22 protein-coding genes and 1 tRNA gene are annotated in these 18,980 nt (G+C 67.3%); 16 read left to right on the top strand and 7 right to left on the bottom strand.

Annotated elements, in window-relative coordinates; genetic code table 11:
- Window positions 1-50 precede the first annotated feature (50 nt).
- Window positions 51-752 (top strand): response regulator, encoded by a 702-nt coding sequence (locus BM133_RS29360; RefSeq protein WP_093441973.1) that lies wholly within the window; start codon window positions 51-53, stop codon window positions 750-752.
- A gap of 18 nt (window positions 753-770) precedes the next feature.
- Window positions 771-846 (top strand) — tRNA-Phe (locus BM133_RS29355).
- 120 nt (window positions 847-966) lie between these two features.
- Here BM133_RS29355 and BM133_RS29350 read toward each other — a convergent pair.
- On the bottom strand, window positions 967-1,842 hold the full coding sequence (locus BM133_RS29350; RefSeq protein WP_093441970.1) for an alpha/beta fold hydrolase: 876 nt from the start codon (window positions 1,840-1,842) through the stop codon (window positions 967-969).
- A 225-nt stretch (window positions 1,843-2,067) separates the two neighbouring features.
- Here BM133_RS29350 and pqqA point away from each other — a divergent pair, with 225 nt between their 5' ends.
- Genes pqqA through BM133_RS29320 form a run of 6 tightly spaced genes read left to right on the top strand, consistent with a single transcriptional unit; the run spans window position 2,068 to window position 6,260 of the window.
- Window positions 2,068-2,142: a pyrroloquinoline quinone precursor peptide PqqA gene (gene pqqA / locus BM133_RS35810; protein WP_013539171.1), complete on the top strand. Its 75-nt coding sequence runs from the start codon at window positions 2,068-2,070 to the stop codon at window positions 2,140-2,142.
- 52 nt (window positions 2,143-2,194) lie between these two features.
- A complete protein-coding gene (pqqB, locus tag BM133_RS29340) occupies window positions 2,195-3,115 on the top strand; it encodes a pyrroloquinoline quinone biosynthesis protein PqqB (RefSeq protein ID WP_093441968.1) in 921 nt (306 codons plus the stop codon).
- A gap of 4 nt (window positions 3,116-3,119) precedes the next feature.
- Complete coding sequence (gene pqqC, locus BM133_RS29335) at window positions 3,120-3,875, top strand: pyrroloquinoline-quinone synthase PqqC (RefSeq protein ID WP_093441965.1); 756 nt, start codon at window positions 3,120-3,122, stop codon at window positions 3,873-3,875.
- A complete protein-coding gene (gene pqqD / locus BM133_RS29330) occupies window positions 3,872-4,144 on the top strand; it encodes a pyrroloquinoline quinone biosynthesis peptide chaperone PqqD (RefSeq protein ID WP_093441963.1) in 273 nt (90 codons plus the stop codon). The genes pqqC and pqqD overlap by 4 nt, the downstream gene beginning before the upstream one ends.
- Window positions 4,122-5,294: a pyrroloquinoline quinone biosynthesis protein PqqE gene (gene pqqE / locus BM133_RS29325; RefSeq protein ID WP_093441960.1), complete on the top strand. Its 1,173-nt coding sequence runs from the start codon at window positions 4,122-4,124 to the stop codon at window positions 5,292-5,294. Before pqqD ends, pqqE begins: the two co-directional genes overlap by 23 nt.
- A gap of 12 nt (window positions 5,295-5,306) precedes the next feature.
- Window positions 5,307-6,260 carry an alpha/beta fold hydrolase gene (locus BM133_RS29320; RefSeq protein WP_093441958.1) on the top strand — a complete coding sequence of 318 codons (954 nt, stop codon included), beginning with the start codon at window positions 5,307-5,309 and terminating at the stop codon, window positions 6,258-6,260.
- A gap of 4 nt (window positions 6,261-6,264) precedes the next feature.
- On the opposite strand, the gene BM133_RS29315 is transcribed toward BM133_RS29320, so the two are convergent.
- Window positions 6,265-7,062 (bottom strand): fumarylacetoacetate hydrolase family protein, encoded by a 798-nt coding sequence (locus BM133_RS29315; RefSeq protein ID WP_093441955.1) that lies wholly within the window; start codon window positions 7,060-7,062, stop codon window positions 6,265-6,267.
- Between the two features lie 146 nt (window positions 7,063-7,208).
- Here BM133_RS29315 and BM133_RS29310 point away from each other — a divergent pair, with 146 nt between their 5' ends.
- Entirely contained in the window at window positions 7,209-8,132 is a 924-nt protein-coding gene (locus BM133_RS29310; RefSeq protein WP_256219388.1) for a helix-turn-helix transcriptional regulator, read from the top strand.
- On the opposite strand, the gene BM133_RS29305 is transcribed toward BM133_RS29310, so the two are convergent.
- Together BM133_RS29305 and BM133_RS29300 are read right to left on the bottom strand one after the other, a co-directional pair.
- A complete protein-coding gene (locus BM133_RS29305; protein ID WP_093442073.1) occupies window positions 8,113-8,544 on the bottom strand; it encodes a hypothetical protein in 432 nt (143 codons plus the stop codon). The two genes, BM133_RS29310 and BM133_RS29305, sit on opposite strands and share 20 nt — an antisense overlap.
- A gap of 199 nt (window positions 8,545-8,743) precedes the next feature.
- Complete coding sequence (locus BM133_RS29300) at window positions 8,744-8,947, bottom strand: hypothetical protein (RefSeq protein WP_093441950.1); 204 nt, start codon at window positions 8,945-8,947, stop codon at window positions 8,744-8,746.
- 224 nt (window positions 8,948-9,171) lie between these two features.
- Here BM133_RS29300 and BM133_RS29295 point away from each other — a divergent pair, with 224 nt between their 5' ends.
- From BM133_RS29295 to BM133_RS29290, 3 genes are read left to right on the top strand one after another with little or no spacing between them, the layout of a single operon-like run.
- Entirely contained in the window at window positions 9,172-9,753 is a 582-nt protein-coding gene (locus tag BM133_RS29295) for a thioredoxin family protein (RefSeq protein WP_093441947.1), read from the top strand.
- On the top strand, window positions 9,728-9,883 hold the full coding sequence (locus BM133_RS35375) for a hypothetical protein (RefSeq protein ID WP_218158406.1): 156 nt from the start codon (window positions 9,728-9,730) through the stop codon (window positions 9,881-9,883). The genes BM133_RS29295 and BM133_RS35375 overlap by 26 nt, the downstream gene beginning before the upstream one ends.
- A gap of 20 nt (window positions 9,884-9,903) precedes the next feature.
- The gene (locus BM133_RS29290; RefSeq protein ID WP_093442071.1) at window positions 9,904-10,923 is read left to right on the top strand and encodes an alpha/beta fold hydrolase; all 1,020 of its coding nucleotides are present in this window, start codon (window positions 9,904-9,906) and stop codon (window positions 10,921-10,923) included.
- A gap of 21 nt (window positions 10,924-10,944) precedes the next feature.
- On the opposite strand, the gene BM133_RS29285 is transcribed toward BM133_RS29290, so the two are convergent.
- The 3 genes from BM133_RS29285 to BM133_RS29275 all read right to left on the bottom strand — a co-directional run bounded on the left by BM133_RS29285 (window position 10,945) and on the right by BM133_RS29275 (window position 14,257).
- Window positions 10,945-11,688, bottom strand: coding sequence for a response regulator (locus tag BM133_RS29285; protein ID WP_093441945.1), 744 nt, complete (start codon window positions 11,686-11,688; stop codon window positions 10,945-10,947).
- Window positions 11,689-11,830: 142 nt separating this feature from the next.
- Window positions 11,831-13,162, bottom strand: a complete 1,332-nt coding sequence (locus tag BM133_RS29280; RefSeq protein ID WP_093441942.1) for an epoxide hydrolase family protein — start codon at window positions 13,160-13,162, stop codon at window positions 11,831-11,833.
- A 147-nt stretch (window positions 13,163-13,309) separates the two neighbouring features.
- Window positions 13,310-14,257 (bottom strand): LysR substrate-binding domain-containing protein, encoded by a 948-nt coding sequence (locus BM133_RS29275; RefSeq protein WP_093441940.1) that lies wholly within the window; start codon window positions 14,255-14,257, stop codon window positions 13,310-13,312.
- A 144-nt stretch (window positions 14,258-14,401) separates the two neighbouring features.
- Here BM133_RS29275 and BM133_RS29270 point away from each other — a divergent pair, with 144 nt between their 5' ends.
- The 4 genes from BM133_RS29270 to BM133_RS29255 all read left to right on the top strand — a co-directional run bounded on the left by BM133_RS29270 (window position 14,402) and on the right by BM133_RS29255 (window position 18,944).
- A complete protein-coding gene (locus tag BM133_RS29270; RefSeq protein WP_093441937.1) occupies window positions 14,402-15,436 on the top strand; it encodes a tripartite tricarboxylate transporter substrate binding protein in 1,035 nt (344 codons plus the stop codon).
- 2 nt (window positions 15,437-15,438) lie between these two features.
- Entirely contained in the window at window positions 15,439-16,920 is a 1,482-nt protein-coding gene (locus BM133_RS29265) for a M81 family metallopeptidase (RefSeq protein ID WP_093442068.1), read from the top strand.
- Window positions 16,921-17,052: 132 nt separating this feature from the next.
- Window positions 17,053-17,469: an organic hydroperoxide resistance protein gene (locus BM133_RS29260; protein WP_093441934.1), complete on the top strand. Its 417-nt coding sequence runs from the start codon at window positions 17,053-17,055 to the stop codon at window positions 17,467-17,469.
- A gap of 113 nt (window positions 17,470-17,582) precedes the next feature.
- Window positions 17,583-18,944 (top strand): ATP-binding protein, encoded by a 1,362-nt coding sequence (locus BM133_RS29255; protein ID WP_093441932.1) that lies wholly within the window; start codon window positions 17,583-17,585, stop codon window positions 18,942-18,944.
- Window positions 18,945-18,980: the final 36 nt, after the last annotated feature.

Below are 18,980 nucleotides of genomic sequence, written 5' to 3'. Positions count from 1 at the left end.
GGACGGGCCAGCGGACCAACACCTACCAGCGCATACAACAAGCAGCACTCATGGCAAACATTCTCGTGGTCGATGACGAGCTGGGCATCCGGGACCTGCTCTTCGAAATTCTCAATGACGAAGGCCACAACGTGGAGCTCGCGGAAAACGCCGCCGAGGCTCGCGCCGCGCGGCAACGCGCACGGCCCGATCTCGTATTGCTCGACATCTGGATGCCCGACACCGACGGCGTCACGCTGCTCAAGGAGTGGTCCACCGCGGGTCTTCTGAGCATGCCCGTCATCATGATGAGCGGCCACGCCACCATCGACACCGCGGTCGACGCGACGCGCATCGGCGCCTTCGCTTTCCTCGAAAAACCCATCACGCTGCAGAAGCTGCTCAAGGCCGTGGAGCAGGGGCTCGCGCGCGAGAGCGCACGCCGCGCCGCGGCGGGTGTGGTGCCTGCGCCGGCCGGCGGCCACCAGGCGGCGGCCATCACGACCACGGGTGACAGCCTGCTGATGGCATCGCTGGCCTCGGTGCCGGTGCCGGACGCCGGTCCGCAGTCGACCCAGAGCTTCGACCTGGACCGGCCGCTGCGCGATGCGCGCGACGGCTTCGAGAAGGCGTACTTCGAATTTCATCTTGCGATGGAGAACGGCTCGATGACCCGCGTCGCCGAGAAGACCGGCCTGGAGCGCACGCATCTGTATCGCAAGCTCAAACAACTTGGCGTCGATCTTTCAAGAGGGCGCAGAAGCGCTGTATAATCTAGGGCTGCACACAATGGCCCGGTAGCTCAGTTGGTAGAGCAGCGGATTGAAAATCCGCGTGTCGGTGGTTCGATTCCGCCCCAGGCCACCACTCATCGCTGCGCAGGCTCTTCCAAGGAGCACTGCGAAGCCAAAAAGCCCTAAGCAAATCAACTGCTTGGGGCTTTTGCATTTCTGGCCGGCCGAACGCCTTGGCGGGGAAGCGTCTCCCTCACACCGGCCTCACATGCACCCGCCCCAGAAAATCGCGCATCAGCGCCGCCACTTCATCCAGGTGCGTCTCCAGCAGCCAGTGCCCACCGTCCAGCAGGTGGAACTCGGCGTCCGGCAGGTCCCGAAGATAGGCGCGCCCGGATTTCTCCGGCATGTAGTGATCCTGCGGCCCCCACACGATCAGCGTCGGCGGGCGGTGCTCGGCGAGGTACTTGCGGTGCTGCGGGAACCAGGCGCGGTTTTCCTTCAGCCCTGCGATCAGGCTGATCGCGATCTCCTTGCGCTTCGGCGTGACCAGCGACCAGTGCAGCTTCCACAGATCCGGAGGAATGCGTTCGGCAAGCTCGGGCCTCACTGCGTTGAGGAACTCTTCCTTGAAGATTTCTTCGGTGATCGTCTCGACCAGCTTCGCACGCATCTGTGCCACCGGCAGCGTCCAGGTGTTCTCGATCTCGGCGTACTTCGGCCCCAGCGCATCTTCGTAGGGGATGTCGCCGTTCTGGATGATGAGCGCCACCACGCGCCCGGGTGCCTTGATGGCCAGGCGCGCGCCGATCGGCGATCCGAAGTCGTGCAGGTACAGGGCGAAGCGCTCGATGCCGAGCGTCTTCACGAAGCGGTCGAGAAATTCCGCATAGCCGTCGAAGCTGTAGTCGAAGCCATCCGGCGTTGCGCTGTAGCCGGCGCCGGGACAGTCCGGCGCGACCAGCCGCCAGCGGTCGGCCAGCCGCGGCATGAGATTGCGAAATTCGTACGACGAGCACGGATAGCCATGCGGCAGCAGCACGACGGGTGCATCGGCCGGGCCCGCCTCGCGGTAGAAGGTTTCGACATCGCCAACCGGGACGCGGCGGTGTCGCACGTGGGTGTCCATGGGCCATTTCCTTCCTTGTCTTCCTATCGGTTCGCTTCGCAACAGGTTAAAAAATCTTCCAGGTGCATCGTGGGTCGGCCTGCGCGCAGGGGTGCCGTAGGCCGATGCCCAAAGAATTCGCGCAGCGCCCTTGATCGCCGGGAAAAGAAACATGCCCCGTGTCCTACGGGGCAGACAGTCGTATATTGGTACCGTCCCTCAACCCCAACCTGAAGGAGCAATGCGATGAAATGGTGCAAGCCTGAGTTCGAAGAAATGCGTTTCGGCTTCGAGATCACGATGTACATCTCCGCTCGTTGAGAGCGGACCACAACGGCACCGGCTTCCACCGGTGCCGTTTTTTCTTGTGCCTATGAAGATATTGGTTCTAGGTTCGGGGGCGGGCGGTGGCTTCCCGCAATGGAATTGCAACTGCCGCCTGTGCGCGGGCCAGCGAAGCGGAGAGGTGCGGGCGAGCCCTCGCACGCAAAGCTCCATCGCCGTGTCCGCCAATGGCGAGGACTGGGTCCTGCTCAATGCATCGCCCGACATCGGCGCACAACTGCGCGCGTCCAAAGCACTGCAGCCGCGCCATGGACTGCGCCACTCGCCCATCCAGGCGGTGGTGCTGATGGACTCGCAGATCGATCATGTTGCGGGCCTTCTCAGCCTGCGCGAAGGGCCACGGCTGCAGCTTTACTGCACGCCCGAATCCTACGAAGACCTCACCGGCAGCCTGCCGCTGCTGAACGCACTCGAAAAATACTGCGGCGTGACCTGGCACCCGATGCCGCTCGAGCCCGGCGGCGGTGCGTGGCACGAGATTGCCGGCCTGCGCCTGCAGGCCGTGCCGGTCCCGGGCAAGGCACCGCCGTATTCACCACGCCGCCAGACCGAGGCGCGCAGCGACAACGCCGCCGTGCTCATCGAAGACCCCGCCACCGGCAAGCGCGTGCTCTACGCACCGGGCCTCGCGCAGGTCGGCGATGCCGAGCGAAAGAGCCTGGACGCCTGCGACTGCGTGCTGGTCGACGGCACCTTCTGGACCGAAGACGAAATGGTCGCAGCGGGCCTGGGCACCAAGCGCGCGGCCGACATGGGCCACCTGCCGCAGTGCGACGGACCGCACGGCCCGGGCATGCTGAAAGCGCTCGATGCCTGCGCTGCCAAACGCAAGGTGCTCATCCACATCAACAACAGCAATCCCATCCTGGACGAAGACGGCGCCGAACGCGCGGAACTCACGCGCCGCGGCGTCGAGGTCGCCTTCGACGGCATGGAACTGGAGATCTGAACAAGTGACGCAACAGCAGCAACAGCAGCAGGACGCGTGGTCCCCGCAGGCCTTCGCATCGAACCTGCGCGCCATGGAGTCGCGCTACCACAGCCACCACCCCTTCAACCGCCGGCTCAACGCGGGCGAGTTGCAACCGTTCCAGGTGCGCGGCTGGGTGGCGAACCGCTTCTATTACCAGTGCCGCATCCCGGTGAAGGACGCGGCCATCCTCTCGAACTGCGACGACCGCGCGACGCGCCGGCGCTGGGTGGTGCGCATGCTCGACCACGACGGGCACGACGGGCACGACGGCCACGAAGGCGCCAACGCCGGCGGCATCGAGATCTGGACGCGCCTGGGCATCGCCACCGGCCTGGAGCGCGAGACGCTCGAATCGCACGCGCTGGTGCTGCCCGGCGTGCGCTTCGCGGTCGATGCGTACGTCAACTTCGCGCGCACCGCGCCGTGGCAGGAAGCGGTGATCTCCTCGCTCACCGAGATGTTCGCGCCGCGCATCCATAAAGACAGGCTCGCGGGCTGGCCCACGCACTACCCGTGGATCGACACCTCGGGCCTCGATTACTTCCGCAGCCGCATCCCGCTGGCCGACCGCGATGTCGAACACGGCCTGGAGGTCGCGATGCAGTGGTGCACCACGCGCGAGCGGCAGGAGCGCGCATTGCAGATCCTGGGCTTCAAGCTGGACATCCTCTGGGCCATGCTCGATGCCATCGAGCGCGCCTACCCCGACGATCTTGCGAAAGCGCAGCAGCCATGACCACGCCATGGACCGACAGCGCGCAACCGTCGCTGGCCACGATGTACCGGCTGCAGTGGGAAGACGCGCAGCAGTGCCACGTGCTGCTGTTCCCCGAGGGCATGATCAAGCTGAACGGGCCGGCAGCGGAAATCTTGAAGCGCTGCGACGGCAAGACCTCCGTGGCCGCGCTCGTCGCCGACCTGGAGAGGACCTTCGGCGAAGCCGACCTGCGCGCCGATGTGATCGAGTTCCTGGAGCAGGCCCATGGACGCCACTGGGTCCGTTGACACCCAACACCGCGCAGTGGCTGCGAAGCCGCCGCTGTGGCTGCTCGCGGAACTGACCTATCGCTGCCCGCTGCATTGCGCCTTCTGCTCGAACCCTGTCGACTACACGCAATACAGCGACGAGCTCGGTACGGACGAGTGGATCCGCGTGTTCCGCGAAGCACGCGCGATGGGCGCGGTGCAACTGGGTTTCTCGGGCGGCGAGCCGCTGGTGCGCGACGACCTCACGGAACTCGTCGCGGCGGCGCACGACCTGGGCTTCTATACCAACCTCATCACCTCGGGCGTGGGCCTCACGCCGCAGCGCGCCCTGGCGCTGAAGAAAGCCGGGCTCGACCACATCCAGCTGTCGTTCCAGGATTCGAGCCGTGAACTCAACGACTTCCTCAGTTCGACGAAAACCTTCGACCTCAAGCAGCGCGTGGCCCGCACGATCAAGGACCTGGGCTACCCGATGGTGCTGAACTGCGTGATGCACCGCTACAACCTGCCGCACGTGGGCCGCATCATCGAGATGGCCGAGTCGATGGAGGCGGACTTCCTCGAACTGGCCAACGTGCAGTACTACGGCTGGGCGTGGCGCAACCGCGAGATGCTGATGCCCACGCGCGCGGCGCTGGCCACCGCCGAAGCCGTGGTCGACGAGCAGCGGCCGCGCCTGGACGGCCGCATGAAGATCCTCTGGGTCGTGCCCGACTACGCCGAGGGCAAGCCCAAGCCCTGCATGGCCGGCTGGGCCAGCGTGTTCCTGGTGGTCGCGCCCGATGGCGTGGCGTTGCCCTGCCACAGCGCGCGCATGCTGCCGGGGCTCGACTTTCCGAGCGTGCGCGATCACTCCATCCGCGAGATCTGGCAGGAGAGCCCCGCGTTCGGCGCCTATCGCGGCACCGGCTGGATGAGCAGCACCTGCCAAAGCTGCGAAGACAAGGAGAAGGACCACGGCGGCTGCAGGTGCCAGGCGTTTCTTCTCACCGGCGATGCGGCTGCGACGGACCCGGTCTGCCCGAAGAGTCCGCAGCATGCAGAAGTCGAGGCGATGGTCGCTGCAGCGGTGGACCCGCGCGATGCCGGCACACCGATCCGCTTCGTGCCGGGTGCGCGGCGTGCAGGCGAACTCGTCTTTCGCACGGACGCCAATGCGCGCGGCTGAACCGGCTCGCACATGACGATCGTCCATCGCCTGCCGTCGAGCGGCGGCCATGTCCTGCATGTCGAGGAGCATGGCAATCCGGAGGGACTGCCTGCGCTGGTGCTCCACGGCGGGCCCGGTTCAGGGAGCTCGCCGCTGCTGCGCAGCCATTTCGATCCCACGCGCTACCGCATCATCTGCCCCGATCAGCGCGGCGCGGGCCGGAGCACGCCCGCAGGGTCGATCGCGCACAACACGCTCGCCGACCTGCTCGATGACCTGCGGTGCCTTCGCGATCATCTGCAGGTCGATCGGTGGCTGGTGGTCGGTGGTTCCTGGGGCGCGACGCTGGCGCTGCTGCATGCGCTGGACCAGCCTTGCGCCGTGTCAGGGCTCCTGCTGCGCAACGTGTTCCTGGCACGCGCTTCGGACGTCCACGATTTCTTCGCCGAAGCCGAGCGGCACGGTGGCCCCGAATGGCGCGTGCTGTGGAACGAAGCAGGGCGCCGGCAATGCCCGATCACGACGGTGCTCGCGGACATCTTCGCGCACGGAACGTGGGAGCGGCAGCGGGATGTTGCGCGCTGCTGGTCCGATTGGGAACAGCACATGTCTGGCGGGAGCGCCGCACCGCCGATCGACAGCGCCGCACTGCAGCGGCTCGTGTCGCGCTACCGCGTGCAGAGCCACTACCTGAGCCACGGATGCTGGCTCGGCGCGCCCACGCTGCTCGAGCGATGCGCGGCGCTACCCGCGGTCCCCACGCTCATCGTGCAGGGAACGCGCGATGTCACCTGCCCACCGCAAGGCGCGCAGGCACTCGCGAACATCCTGCACGGCCGGGCCACTCTGCAATGGGCGCAGGACGCGGGGCACGACCCCACGCACCCCGCCCTCGCCGCAGCGATGGAGCAGGCGCTGCGCGACTACGCGGACACGCAGGCCTTCGGCCGCCACCTCGCGGTGGATGCGCCCATGCGCAAGTGATCCATCAGACGATCCGCACCGACAGGTTCGGCAACCCGTCGATGTGGATTTCGATCAGGTCGCCGCGCACCACCGGTCCCACGTTCTCGGGCGTGCCCGAATAGATGATGTCGCCGGGCATCAGCTCGAAGGCCTGCGACAGGCGGCTGATCTGCTCGGCGACCGACCAGATCATGTACTTGAGCGTGGCGTTCTGCTTGGTCTCGCCATTCACCTTGAGCCAGATCGCGCCATCGGCGAAATGGCCGACCTTCGCGACCGGATGGATCGGCCCGATGGGCGCCGAATGGTCGAAGCTCTTGCCGATTTCCCAGGGCTTCTTCTGGTCGCCCATCTCGCGCTGCAGGTCGCGGCGCGTCATGTCCAGGCCGAGCGAATAGCCGTACACGTGGTCGAGCGCGCTGGCCTGTGGGATGTTCTTGCCGCCCTTGGCCAGCGCGACGACCAGTTCCACCTCGTAGTGGTAGTTCTTGGTCAGCGTGGGGTAGGGGTGGTCGGCCACCTTGCCGGGCGTCACGACCTGGATCGCGTCGGCCGGCTTCTGGAAGAAGAAGGGCGGTTCGCGCGTGGGGTCCGAGCCCATCTCGCGCGCATGGGCGGCGTAGTTGCGGCCGATGCAGTAGATGCGGCGCACGGGGTACACCTGCTCGCTGCCGACGATCGGCACGGTCGATGCGGCGACGTCGAAAGGCGTGGGCGCCGAGCGCGCGGCGCCCGCGGGCAGCGCGCAGCCGGCGATGGCGCCCGTGGCCATGGCGGCCGAGCCGGCCAGGAGGCCGCGACGTGATGATGCGTTGGGCATGGCTTTGTGTCTCCTTCTGGGTGTGTCTGAAAGCGAGCCATCGATTCTGGGATGACGCACTGCCGCCGCGCCGCACGCATCTACGCAAAAACAGGACGCAAGCGACATCTTCGAAGCCACCCCCTGGCCCTCGTTACCATCGCGCCATGCCGGCTCCCCCGTCCAGCTCCCGCCTCTACGGCATGCAGGAGCGTGCGAACCATCTCGACTTCGACATCCGCTTCGAAGGCGCGCGCGACGTGCTCGCGCGCCCGCACCGCCACGAGTACTTCCAGATCCAGGTGAGCATCGAGGGTGGCGGGCAGCAGCTCATCGGCGGTGCGGTGCGGCCGTTCCGCGCGGGGCACCTGAGCTTCGTGCTGCCGTACCGCGTGCACGTGGTGCCGCATCCCGTGGGTGCGCGCTACGCCATCGTGAATTTCGACCAGGGCTTTCTCTGGCCCGAACTGGCCGTCGAGCCGCTCGACCTGGAGGAGGTGTCCGTGGCACGGCATCCCGAACTCGCGCCGTTCCTGTTCCAGGAGTACGTCGACTTCTCTTTCGACGAGGCGGACTTCACGCGCATCCTGCGCTGGCTCGATGAACTCTCCGCGCTCAATCGCGAGCGCGGCTTCGGCGCGGCAGGCGCGATCCGCGGCGTCTTGCTGCAACTCATCTCGCTGGCCTGCCAGCGCCACGAGGCGCCGTTGCTCGAGCAGGCCGCGCGCCACAGCGGACGCAGTTCGCGGCGCGATGCACTGCAGCGTGTGATGCGCTACGTGCGCGAGCACCTGGGCGAAGAGATCTCGCTCAACGACGCGGCCGCTGCGGCGATGCTGTCGCCCAACTATCTCGCGCACCTGCTCAAGAAGCAGACCGACCGCACCTTCACCGACCTCGTCACCGAGAGGCGGCTGGAGCGCGCGAAAGAACTGCTGCTGACCTCCAGCATCCGCATCGGCGATATCGCGCTGCAGTGTGGCTTCAGCGATGCGGACTACTTCAGCCGCCGCTTCAGGCAGCTGATCGGCGTCACCCCCAGACAGTTCCGCGAGGGTGCGGGCGCGAAGGCTACTTCTTCATCACCTTGATGTCGGCCTTGCCCTTGCTCTCTTCGGCCTTGGCCTGCTTCACGCAAGCGGACTTGGCATCGCCCTTCTGGTCGTCGCACTTTTCCTTGGCGATGTCGTAGGCCGCTTCGACCTTGGCCTCGGCCACCTTGCGCGCATTGCTGTCGCTGGGACGCACCTTCTGGTCGAGCTCGGCCTTGGCGATCTTTTCCTTGCCCTTGGCTTCCTCGTTGCAGACGTCCTTCGCGTTGTCCTTCATGGCATCGCAGGCGGCCTTGTCGGCCTTGTAGTCGGCGGCGATCTTGTCGCGGCCGGCCTTGAGTTCCGCCATGGCGGGGTCCATCGTCGCCGCGGGTGGCGGGGTCGTTTGCGCATGCGCCGGAAGCGCCATGAGACACGAGGCGGTCGCGCAAATCCATAGGAACTTTTGCATGGTCATCTCCTTGACGCCGGTGTTGGTTGTGGCATCGGGTCCGGCGCCTGAAAACATCCTAGGAAGCGACGGCGCGCGGGTGGTAGGACGCCTCGTGAACCAGCCGTAAGCACAAGCTGACGCGCTCCTCCCGAGCGGATGCGCGTACGTGCGCCTCCCCGGCAGAAGAGGACAGGGGAGATAGCGATGCCGCCGCGCTTCAGTGCGCGCCGGCGGCGATGTTGCGTATTTCGCTGCGCAGGGCGCGTTGCCCCGAAGCCAGTGCGGCCTCGTAGCTGTCGGCCGGGTCGAAGGCGCTGCGAAGGACGGTGGGGTTCGTGCCGTTCGCATCGGTTTCAAACAGCCGCCAGACAAACGAACCGGGCACCGGCTCATCGATGATGAGTTCGATCGGATGTGTCATGACTTCACCATCCGCGCGCGCTTGCCGCGTGTCTGTAGGCCAAGTTCGAGAGTTCCGGTCCCGCCCGAAAGAGGCAGGGAACCGTCCCGCCGTGAAACGTAGTGTGTTCGGTCGGCGCCGCATACACATAGGCATACGCAATGCGGGCCCGAAGGGGCGTGCGCGCCGAACAATCCGCTCGTTCTTTCCGCAGGCCCCCCTCTCTCTCCTTCAAGGAAATCGCCATGAGCATCCGATCCAATGCAGTTCTCGCCGTTGCGGCGATCGCGGCCTCCGTGGCCGTTCTCACATTCGCCGCGCCGCCCCCCGGTGGCGAAGTTCCCGCGGGCACCGCACAGCAGGCGCCCGAATTCCAGAACATCGACAAGTGGCTCAACTCCGAGCCGCTCAAGCTGCAGGAACTGCGCGGCAAGGTCGTGCTCGTCGACTTCTGGACCTACACCTGCATCAACTGTCTCAACCACCTGCCCTACGTCAAGGAGTGGGACGCGAAGTACAAGGACAAGGGCCTGGTCGTCGTGGGCGTGCACACGCCGGAGTTCGCCTACGAGAAGTCGACCAAGAACGTGCAGGACGCGATCAAGCGCCTCGAGATCAAGCACGCCGTGGCGCAGGACAACAGCTATGGCACCTGGAAGGCCTTCAACAACCAGTACTGGCCCGCGGTCTACCTGATCGACAAGCAGGGAAAGATCGTCTATTCGCACTTCGGCGAAGGCAGCTACGGCACGACCGAGAAAAAGATCCAGGCGCTGCTGGCCGAGCCGTCGCCATCGCCGGTTGCTGCTGCTGCTGCCGGAGAGTGACATGAAGAAGCTCTGGTTCGCGCTTCTCTTCTTCGCCGGTGGCTTCGCGCACGAAGTCCGCAACCCGGTGAACTGCCAATGCATCACGGCCCGCGAGTTCGCGGGTCCCCGAAAACGCGCCCGCGCATGAAGCGGGAAGAAAGCACCCCCATGTTCAAAGAGATCCACAACAACCGCCGCGGCTTCCTGGCCACGGCCGCCGCAGGCGTCGTCGCTGCGCAGTTCGCAGCGATGAGTCCGGCCCATGCGGGCGCAGCCTTCCAGCTCGGGCCCGTCCGGCAGATCAAGGCCGGCGTGCTCGATGTCGGCTACTTCGAAGCGGGGCCCATCGACGGGCCGCCCGTGCTGCTGCTGCACGGCTTTCCCTATTCGGTCGACAGCTTCGCCGAGGTCGCGCCGATGCTCGCCGCACGCGGTGCGCGCGTGATCGTTCCTTATCTGCGCGGCCACGGCACGACGCGTTTCGTCGACAGCGCGACGCCGCGTTCGGGGCAGCAGGCCGCCATCGGCGTCGATGTCATCGCGCTGATGGATGCGCTGAAGCTCGACCGCGCCGTGCTCGCCGGCTACGACTGGGGCGGCCGTGCGGCCTGCGTCGCTGCAGCGTTGTGGCCCGAGCGCGTTTCAGGCCTCGTGTCCGTCAACAGCTACCTCGTCCAGGACATCGCCAAGGCAAGTCTGCCAGTGGCGCCGTCGGTCGAATCGGGCATCTGGTACCAGCACTACTTCCTGAGCGAGCGCGGACGCGCCGGGCTCGTCGCCAACCGCCGCGAGATCGCGCGGACCATCTGGCTGCGCAACTCGCCGAACTGGCGCTTCGACGAGGCCACGCTGGCGCGGCACGTCGCCGCGTTCGACAACCCGGACTACGTCGACGTGGTGATCCATTCGTACCGCCACCGCCTGGGCGCAGCGGACGGCTATGCGGCGTATGCGGAGGTCGAGCGCCGGCTCGCGGCGCTGCCCACCATCGCCGTGCCGACCATCACGCTGGACGGCAAGGCCGATGGCGTGGTGCCGGCCACCGATGGCAAGGCGACCGCGGCGAAGTTCACCGGACCGCGCTCGCACCGCGTGGTCGAAGGCGCCGGGCACAACCTGCCCGAAGAGGCACCGAAGGAATTCGCCGAAGCGACGTGGGAACTGCTCTCGGCGCGCCGCGCCGGATGAAGCAAGCGCGCGGGGAGGCGTTCAGTCGCCCCGCGCTTCGACGGCCGAAGCGAAGACATAGCCTTCGCTGCGCACCGTCTTGATGTAGCGCGGCTCCCGCGCATCGTCGCGCAGGCGCTGGCGCAGGCGGCTCACCAGCAAATCGATCGAGCGTTCGAAGAGCTCCGCCTCGCGGCCCTGCGTGAGGCTCAGCAACTGGTCGCGGCTCAGCACCTTCTGCGGATGGTCGAGGAACACGCGCAGCAGGCGGTACTCGGCGCCGCTCAGCGCCACCATCGTGCCGCTGTCGTCCAGCAGGTGGCGCGCCACCGTGTCCACGTGCCAGTCGCCGAAGGCCAGCTTCTGCGAAGGCTCGATCGCGCCCATGTTCGGCGGCAGCATGCGCGTGCGCCGCATCACCGAGCGGATGCGCGCGAGCAGTTCGCGCGCCGAAAAAGGCTTGGCCAGGTAGTCGTCGGCGCCCATCTCCAGGCCCAGGATGCGGTCGGCTTCCTCGCTGCGCGCGGTGAGCATCAGGATCGGCGTGGCCTTGTACTTGCCGGTGCGCAGGTCGCGGCACAGCGTGAGCCCGTCTTCGCCCGGCAGCATCAGGTCCAGGATGATGAGGTCGAAGGGCCCCGACTCCTCCAGCGCCGCGCGCATGTGCCGGCCGGTGGGCACCGCCACCACGCGCAGGCCGTTCTTGACCAGGTAGGTCGTGAGCAGTTCGCGGATTTCCCGGTCGTCGTCGACGATGAGGATGTGGTCGGAGGTCTTTGGGGTCATGGCAGTGGTGAGGTGTGAAGTGCGCCGCAGCCGCAATGTATCCCGCCTGCCGCGAACGGGCAGGGGGTTTGTATTCGCAAGTATCTGGCAGCCAGGGGCGCGACACTATGTTTCGCGCCCCCCCCGCCGCCGGGCAGCGCCGTCAGCGCAGCGACCTGAACGCGGCCCGGATCTCGACCGCGAACAGTTCGGGCTGCTCCCACGCCGCGAAGTGGCCGCCCTTGTCCACCTCGTTGAAATAGACCAGGTTGCGGTACGCCCGTTCGGTCCAGCTCTTGGGCGCGCGGTAGATCTCGCCGGGGAACACCGTCACTGCGGCGGGAATCGAGATATCGACCGCGTTGAAGTTGTTGGCGTTGTTCTCCCAGTAGAGCTGCGCGCCCGAGGTCGCGGTCTTCGTCACCCAGTAGAGCGTGATGTCGTCCAGCATCTCGTCGCGGGTGAAGGCCTTGTCGGCGTCGCCGCCGCTGTAGGTCCACTCGTTGAACTTGTCGTAGAAGAAGGCGGCCAGGCCCGTGGGCGAATCCTCCAGCGCATAGCCCAGGGTCTGCGGGCGCGTCACCATCATGGCCGCGTAGCCGCCGCCCTTGGTGTAGAGGTACTTGAGCGATTCGAACGCGGCCTTCTCCTTCTCAGAGAGGCCGGCCGGCGCGGGGTCGCCGTTGTTGAGCGCCTTGGCCACATCCGGCGGCACGGTCGCGGGCATGTTCACGTGGATGCCCAGCAGTCCCTGCGGCGCCTGGCGCGCCATCTTGTCGGCGACCACCGAACCCCAGTCGCCGCCTTGCGAGACGTAGCGCGTGTAGCCCAGGCGCTTCATCAGCACGTCCCAGGCGGTCGCGATGCGGTCGGCGCCCCAGCCCGTGCTTTGCGGCTTGCCCGAGAAGCCGTAGCCAGGCATCGAGGGCAGCACGAGGTGAAAGGCGTCTTCCGCGCGGCCGCCGTGGGCCGTCGGGTCGGTGAGCGGGCCGATGACCTTCAGGAGCTCCATCACCGAGCCCGGCCAGCCGTGCGTGATGACCAGCGGCAGCGCATTCGCATGGCGCGAGCGCACGTGCACGAACTGGATGTCCAGCCCATCGATCTCGGTGATGAATTGCGGCAGGGCATTGAGGCGCTTCTCCACCTTGCGCCAGTCGTAGCCCGTACCCCAGTAGCGCACGAGCGGCTGCAGCTTCTCCAGGCGCACGCCCTGCGTCTGGTCATTGACCGTCTCGCGGTCGGGCCAGCGCGTGGCCTGGATGCGGCGGCGCAGGTCGACGAGAACGGCCTCGGGCACATGGACGCGGAAGGGGCGGATCGACGTGTCGCCGGTCGGCGCGCGGGGCTTCGTCGTGGCGGGAGCGTCGGCCGCCGCGGCGCCGGAGCCTTGCGCGAAAGCCGGAGTGGAAAGCAACCCGAAACCGGCGGCACCCGCGACGGCGGTGGTGGCGAAGAAGTGGCGCCGCGTGGGCGCTGCAGACACAGAAGACATGGTGATCTTTCGTCGAGTGAGGGTGAAGTGAAGAGGCCCTGCGGGCCGCCCGAATGAACGGACGGGCGCATCTTTGGCCGTGCTTCCCCTCTGCGATCCGAAGGCTGTATGCCTGTGTATCGACGCGAGAAATCCACACACTACGTTTCAACGGCGGCGTGTTTTCTTCTTCGGCGCACGTGCGCTTGCGAACACCGAGAAGCCCTGCCGTATCTCCGCGAGCAGGCGCTCGGCAGCCACCGGCAACGGCCGCCCCTGGCGCACCATCAGCCGCACCTGCGCCGACTTGCACAGCGGGTGCGCCAGGTCGAGCGCGACGAGGTGCCCCGCCTCGATCTCCGGCGCCGCCGCGAGCCCCGCGCCGATGAAGGTCACGCCGTCGGTGGAGCGCACAAAACGCTTGAGCCCGACCACCGAGTTGCTGCGCAGGCTGGGGTGCAGCTTCACGTGCTCCGCATATTCGAGCAGTTCCACGAGCCGTCCCACGCCGTAGCCCGGTGGCATCAGGCCCAGCGGGTAGTCGACGATCTGCCGTATCTGCAGCGGGCCCGCGACCTTGGTGAGCGGATGCCCCGCGCGCACCAGCAGCTTGGCGGGCGCGGCGGCGCTGGCGACGAACTGCAGCTGTGCATCGGACTGCGGGTTGTAGGCCAGGCCGATGTGCGCCGCATCGCTCACCACCTCGGCGATCAGCTCGCTCGCGGGCAGCGCATCGAGCACCACCGCGAGCTTGGGGTGCGCCGCGCAGAACGGCGCGACCACCTGCGCCAGCAAGCCGTCGACGAAGCCCTCGCTCGCGACGATGCGCACCGTGCCCGCGTCCATCGACTCGATCGCGCGCAGCCGCTCGGTCAGCTGCTCCTGGTGCGCCTGGCAGCCGCGCCAGTACTCGAGCAGGTGGAATGCGGCATCGGTCGGCGCCACGCCGCGCGCCTGCCGCTCGAAGAGCAACAGCCCCAGCTCTTCTTCCAGCAATGCCACCTGCCGCGTGATGACCGAAGGCGCAGTGTTCAGCGCATCGGCCGCGCCGCGGATCGAGCCGTGCACGAGCACCTCGTGGAAGTACTTCAGCCGCTTCTGGTTGATGTCGCGCATGGCGTCCGGTCCTTGAGTGTTGCCGGATAGGCAACGAAGTGGTCGAAAAGTTGCTGTTGCTCGAACAGATGCTACGCCGAACAATTTGCTCAACGCGATTCCCCGCGTCCATCGCCCCACGCCGTCTGGAAAGAAGAGGACCCCATGAGAGACATTCCGAAGACCCCCATCGCCCGTGCGTTCGCAGGCCTCGCCGCCTTCGCCGCTTTCACGGCCGCGCTCCTCGTCAACGCAACGACCGCCGGCCCGGCGCTCGCCGCGGAGACCTTCCCCTCCAAGCCGGTGACCATGCTGGTCGCGTTCCCGCCCGGCGGCCCCGCCGACGTGCTCGCGCGCGCCATGCAGCCGTCGATGGCGAAGGCGCTTGGTCAGCCGCTCATCATCGAGAACCTGCCGGGCGCCGGTGGCGCGCTTGCCGTGCAGCGCCTCCTCGGCAAGCCGGCCGACGGCTACACGCTCATCATGGGTTCGCCCAACGAGGCGATCCTCGCGCCCCTGTCCAACGCATCGGCCAAATACAAGCCCGAGGAGCTCGCGCTGATCGCGCCGATCTCCACGCATCCGCTGGTGGTGATGGCGCGCAACGACCTGCCGTATGCGTCGCTCGAGCAGCTCATCGCCGCCGCGAAGAAGCCCGGCAGCCAGAGCCTCACCTTCGGCAGTCCGGGGCACGGCTCGATGTACCACATCGTCTCCGAATACCTCGCGCAGACCACGGGCGCCAAGCTGCTGCACGTGCCCTACAAGGGCGCCACGCCGATGATGCAGGACCTGGTCGGCCAGCAGATCGACATCACGATCCTGCCGAACCTGGGTGCGTCGATCCAGCTGCTGGAGAGCCACAAGATCAAGGCCATCGACGTGCTGGACACCCAGCGCATGCGCACGCTGCCCGACGTGCCCGCCATCTCCGAGAGCGGCATCGCGAAAAAGAGCGAGTTCGTGCACTCCATCTGGCTGGCCGTGATGGCCAAGGCCGGCATTCCGGACGACCGGCTGCGCGTGCTGCTGGAGGCCTCGCAGCAGGCCATCCAGTCGCCCGAGATGGTCAAGGCGCTGGCGCTCTCGGGCACGGTGCCGATGCAGCCGCAACCGCTTGCCGCCTCCGCGAAGTTCTACGTCCAGGAGACGGAGAAGTTCAAGAAGATGGCCCGCTCCATTCAACTGACTGCCCAATGATGATGAACATCCTCGTCGCCGGTTTCCAGCATGAGACCAACACCTTCGCGCCCACCGTGGCCTCCTACGACAGCTTCGTGCGCGGCGAAGATTTTCCGGGGCTCGTGCGCGGAGAAGGACTCTTCGGCCTGCTCGGCGTGAACCTGCCCGCGAGCGGATTCATCAACTTCGTGCGTGCGCAGGGGCATGCCGTCACGCCGGTCATCTGGGCCGGCGCGGGCGCCTCGGCGCACGTGACCACCGATGCCTACGAGCGCATTGCGGGCGAGATCGTCCAGGCCGTGAAGACGGCCTCGTTCGATGCGATCTACCTCGACCTGCACGGCGCGATGGTCGCGCAGCACCTGGACGACGGCGAAGGCGAGCTGCTCGCGCGCATCCGCGCGGTGGTGGGGCCGCAGATGAAGATCGTGGTCTCGCTCGATTCGCACGCCAACGTCACCACGCAGATGCTCTCGCTCGCCGATGGCCTCGTGGCCTACCGCACGTATCCGCACATCGACATGGCCGACACGGGCCGGCGGGCCGGGGAGTTGTTGCTCGCGCTCACCGGCAGCGACAGGCCGGCGCACCGCGTGGCACGGCGCGTGCCGTTCCTCATTCCGGTGAACAGCATGTCCACCGTGATGCAGCCCGCGCGCGGCATGTACGACCTGCTCGAGGAACTGGAGAAGGACGGCGTGCTCTCGCTGTCGTTCGCGCCGGGCTTCCCGGCCTCCGACTTCGCGGAGTGCGGCCCCGTGGTCTGGGGCTACGGCTTCGACGCGGCGCGCATCGAGCGCGCCGTCGATGCGCTGTTCTCGCGCATCTGTCATCCCGAGCACCAATGGTCCGTGCAATTCGAAGAGCCCGATGCGGCGGTGCTGCGCGCGATGCGGGTCGCACAGACGGCCACGCGCCCGGTGATCCTCGCGGACACGCAGGACAACCCCGGCGTCGGCGGCGACTCCAACACCACGGGCCTCTTGCGCGCGCTGCTCAAGCACGGCGCGCAGGGCGCGGCGTTGGGCCTCATCTGCGACCCCGCCGCCGCGGCCGCAGCGCATGCCGCGGGCGTGGGCGCATGGATCGACATCGGCCTGGGCGGCTGTCCGCAGGTCGAGGGCGACGCGCCGCTGCGCGGGTCGTTCCAGGTCGAGACGCTTTCCGACGGCAAGTTTGTCTACGGCGGTCCGATGATGAACGGCAAGGCCTCCGACCTCGGACCGATGGCGTGCCTTCGCATCGGCGGCGTGCGCATCGCGGTGAGCTCGGCCAAGGCGCAGCTGCTCGACCGCAACATGTACCGCACCGTCGGCATCGCGCCCGAGAAGATGAAGATCCTCGTGAACAAAAGCTCGGTGCACTTTCGCGCCGACTTCGCGGCCATCGCCGAAGAGATCATGGTGGTGCGTTCGCCCGGCCCTTTCATCGCCGATCCGTCGCAACTGCCGTGGAAGCACCTGGCCAAGGAAATGCGCACGCGGCCACGCGACGCCGCCTGAAATCCACCCGGCAGTGAAACGTACTGTGTGAGTTTCTCCGGCAGATACAGAGGCATACGCAAGGTGCGCCCGGAGGGCGGGGGCGGCCCAACAATCCGGTCCGTTCCCAACCCACCCTTCCAAGGAAACACCATGACCTCCACCGAAAAGATCCTCTACACCGGCAAGACCCACACCACCGGCGGCCGCGACGGCGCCTCCACCAGCAGCGACGGCCGCCTGGACGTCAAGCTCTCGTCCCCCGGCGGCCCGGGCACCGGCACCAACCCCGAGCAGCTCTTCGCCGCCGGCTGGTCCGCCTGCTTCATCGGCGCGATGGGCCTGGCCGCCGGCAAGCTGAAGATCAAGCTGCCCGCCGACCTGGCCGTGGACACCGAGGTGGACCTGGCCAACACCGACGGCGCCTATTTCTTGAAGGCCCGCCTGAACGTCAGCGTGCCCGGCATCGAGCGCGACGTCGTGCAGTCGCTGGTGGATGCGGCGCACCAGACCTGCCCGTACTCCAAGGCCACGCGCGGCAACATCGACGTCACCATCAACGTGGTCTGACCTGACGTACAACGGGGCCGAACGGGTAATGTTCCATGTCGCTTCTTGCTGCTGAACACACTGCGATACATGCGATGGGCTTTCCGGCCAGGCCGGGGTCTATAAACGAGGCCATGTCCACACCCGCCAGCCCCGTCGTCGTGAATCCCCCTGCCGGCCCGGCCGGCAGCCTGCGCCGCCTGGTGCCGCGATCGCTGTTCTCCCGCGTGACGCTGATCATCGTGGTGGGCCTGGCGATCGCCCAGCTGCTCACCTTCGCCGCGATCCGCTACGAGCGCGACATGGCGATGCGCGAGCTGATGATGACCGGCATCGAGCGCGACATCGCCAGCTCGGTTGCCATCCTGGACCGCCTGCCTGCCGCCGAACGCCCGAGCTGGCTCGAGAAGCTGGAGCGGCGCAACTACCGCTTCGTGCTGGGCGGCATGGCCGAGGGCGTGGCGCCCCGGTCGCTGCTGTCGCAGCAGTTCGCCACCGCCATCGTCGAGGCGATGCGGCCGTTCGAGATCGTCAAGGTCGGGCAGGTGCCCCAGCCGCCCGAGGGCCTGCAGATCCAGGTGCGGCTGGGCGACGGGTCTTCCGTCGTGGTCCATGCCATGCGGGTGGGCATGCCGGTCTCGCGCTGGGTGATGTGGGTGCTGGTGATCCAGCTGCTGGTGCTGGCCGTCTGCGCCTGGTTCGCCGTGCGGCTGGTTACGCGGCCGCTGGCCGAGCTGGCCGCCGCGGCCGACGACCTGGGCCCCGACCTCAAGGCGCAGAAGCTCGCGGAAGAAGGCCCCACCGAGGTGGCGCACGCCGCGCGCGCCTTCAATGCCATGCAGCAGCGCATCGGCGGCTACATGTCCGAGCGCGTGGAAATCCTCGCGGCCATCTCGCACGACCTGCAGACGCCGATCACGCGGATGCGCCTGCGCACCGAGATGATGGACGACGAACACGACCGCACCAAGTTCCGGCAGGACCTGGACGCGATGAATTCGCTGGTGCGCGAAGGCGTGACCTATGCGCGCACGCTGCACGGCGCCACCGAGCCGCCGCTGCGCATGGATGCCGATGCGCTGCTCGAAAGCATGCAGGCCGACTACGAGGACGCCGGCAAGACGGTGCACCTCGAGGGCAAGGCGGGCGCGCCGATCGTGGGCCGGCCGAACGCGATGCGCCGCATCGTCATGAACCTGATCGACAACGCGCTGATCTTCGGCAGCGATGTGCGAGTGCGGGTGCAGGCCGGCGACGGGCAGCTGGCCATCGCCGTGGTCGACAACGGGCCGGGCATTCCGCCGGACGAGCTGGACGCGGTGCTCAAGCCCTTCTACCGCGTCGAGAGCTCGCGCAACCGCAGCACCGGCGGCACGGGCCTCGGCTTGGCCATCGCGCACCAGCTGGCGATGGCGATGGGCGCCGAGCTGAAGCTGCAGAACCGCCCCGAAGGCGGACTGGAGGCACGCCTGACCATGCCCACGCGAATCACCTAGAGGGAGCGGGCCGCGCACGCCGCGGCCGCTTTCCTT

The sequence above is a fragment of the Variovorax sp. 770b2 genome (assembly GCF_900115685.1).
GTDB lineage: Bacteria > Pseudomonadota > Gammaproteobacteria > Burkholderiales > Burkholderiaceae_C > Variovorax.
Note: the sequence above shows the minus strand (reverse complement) of the source record. Positions and strands in the feature narration are given on the sequence as shown.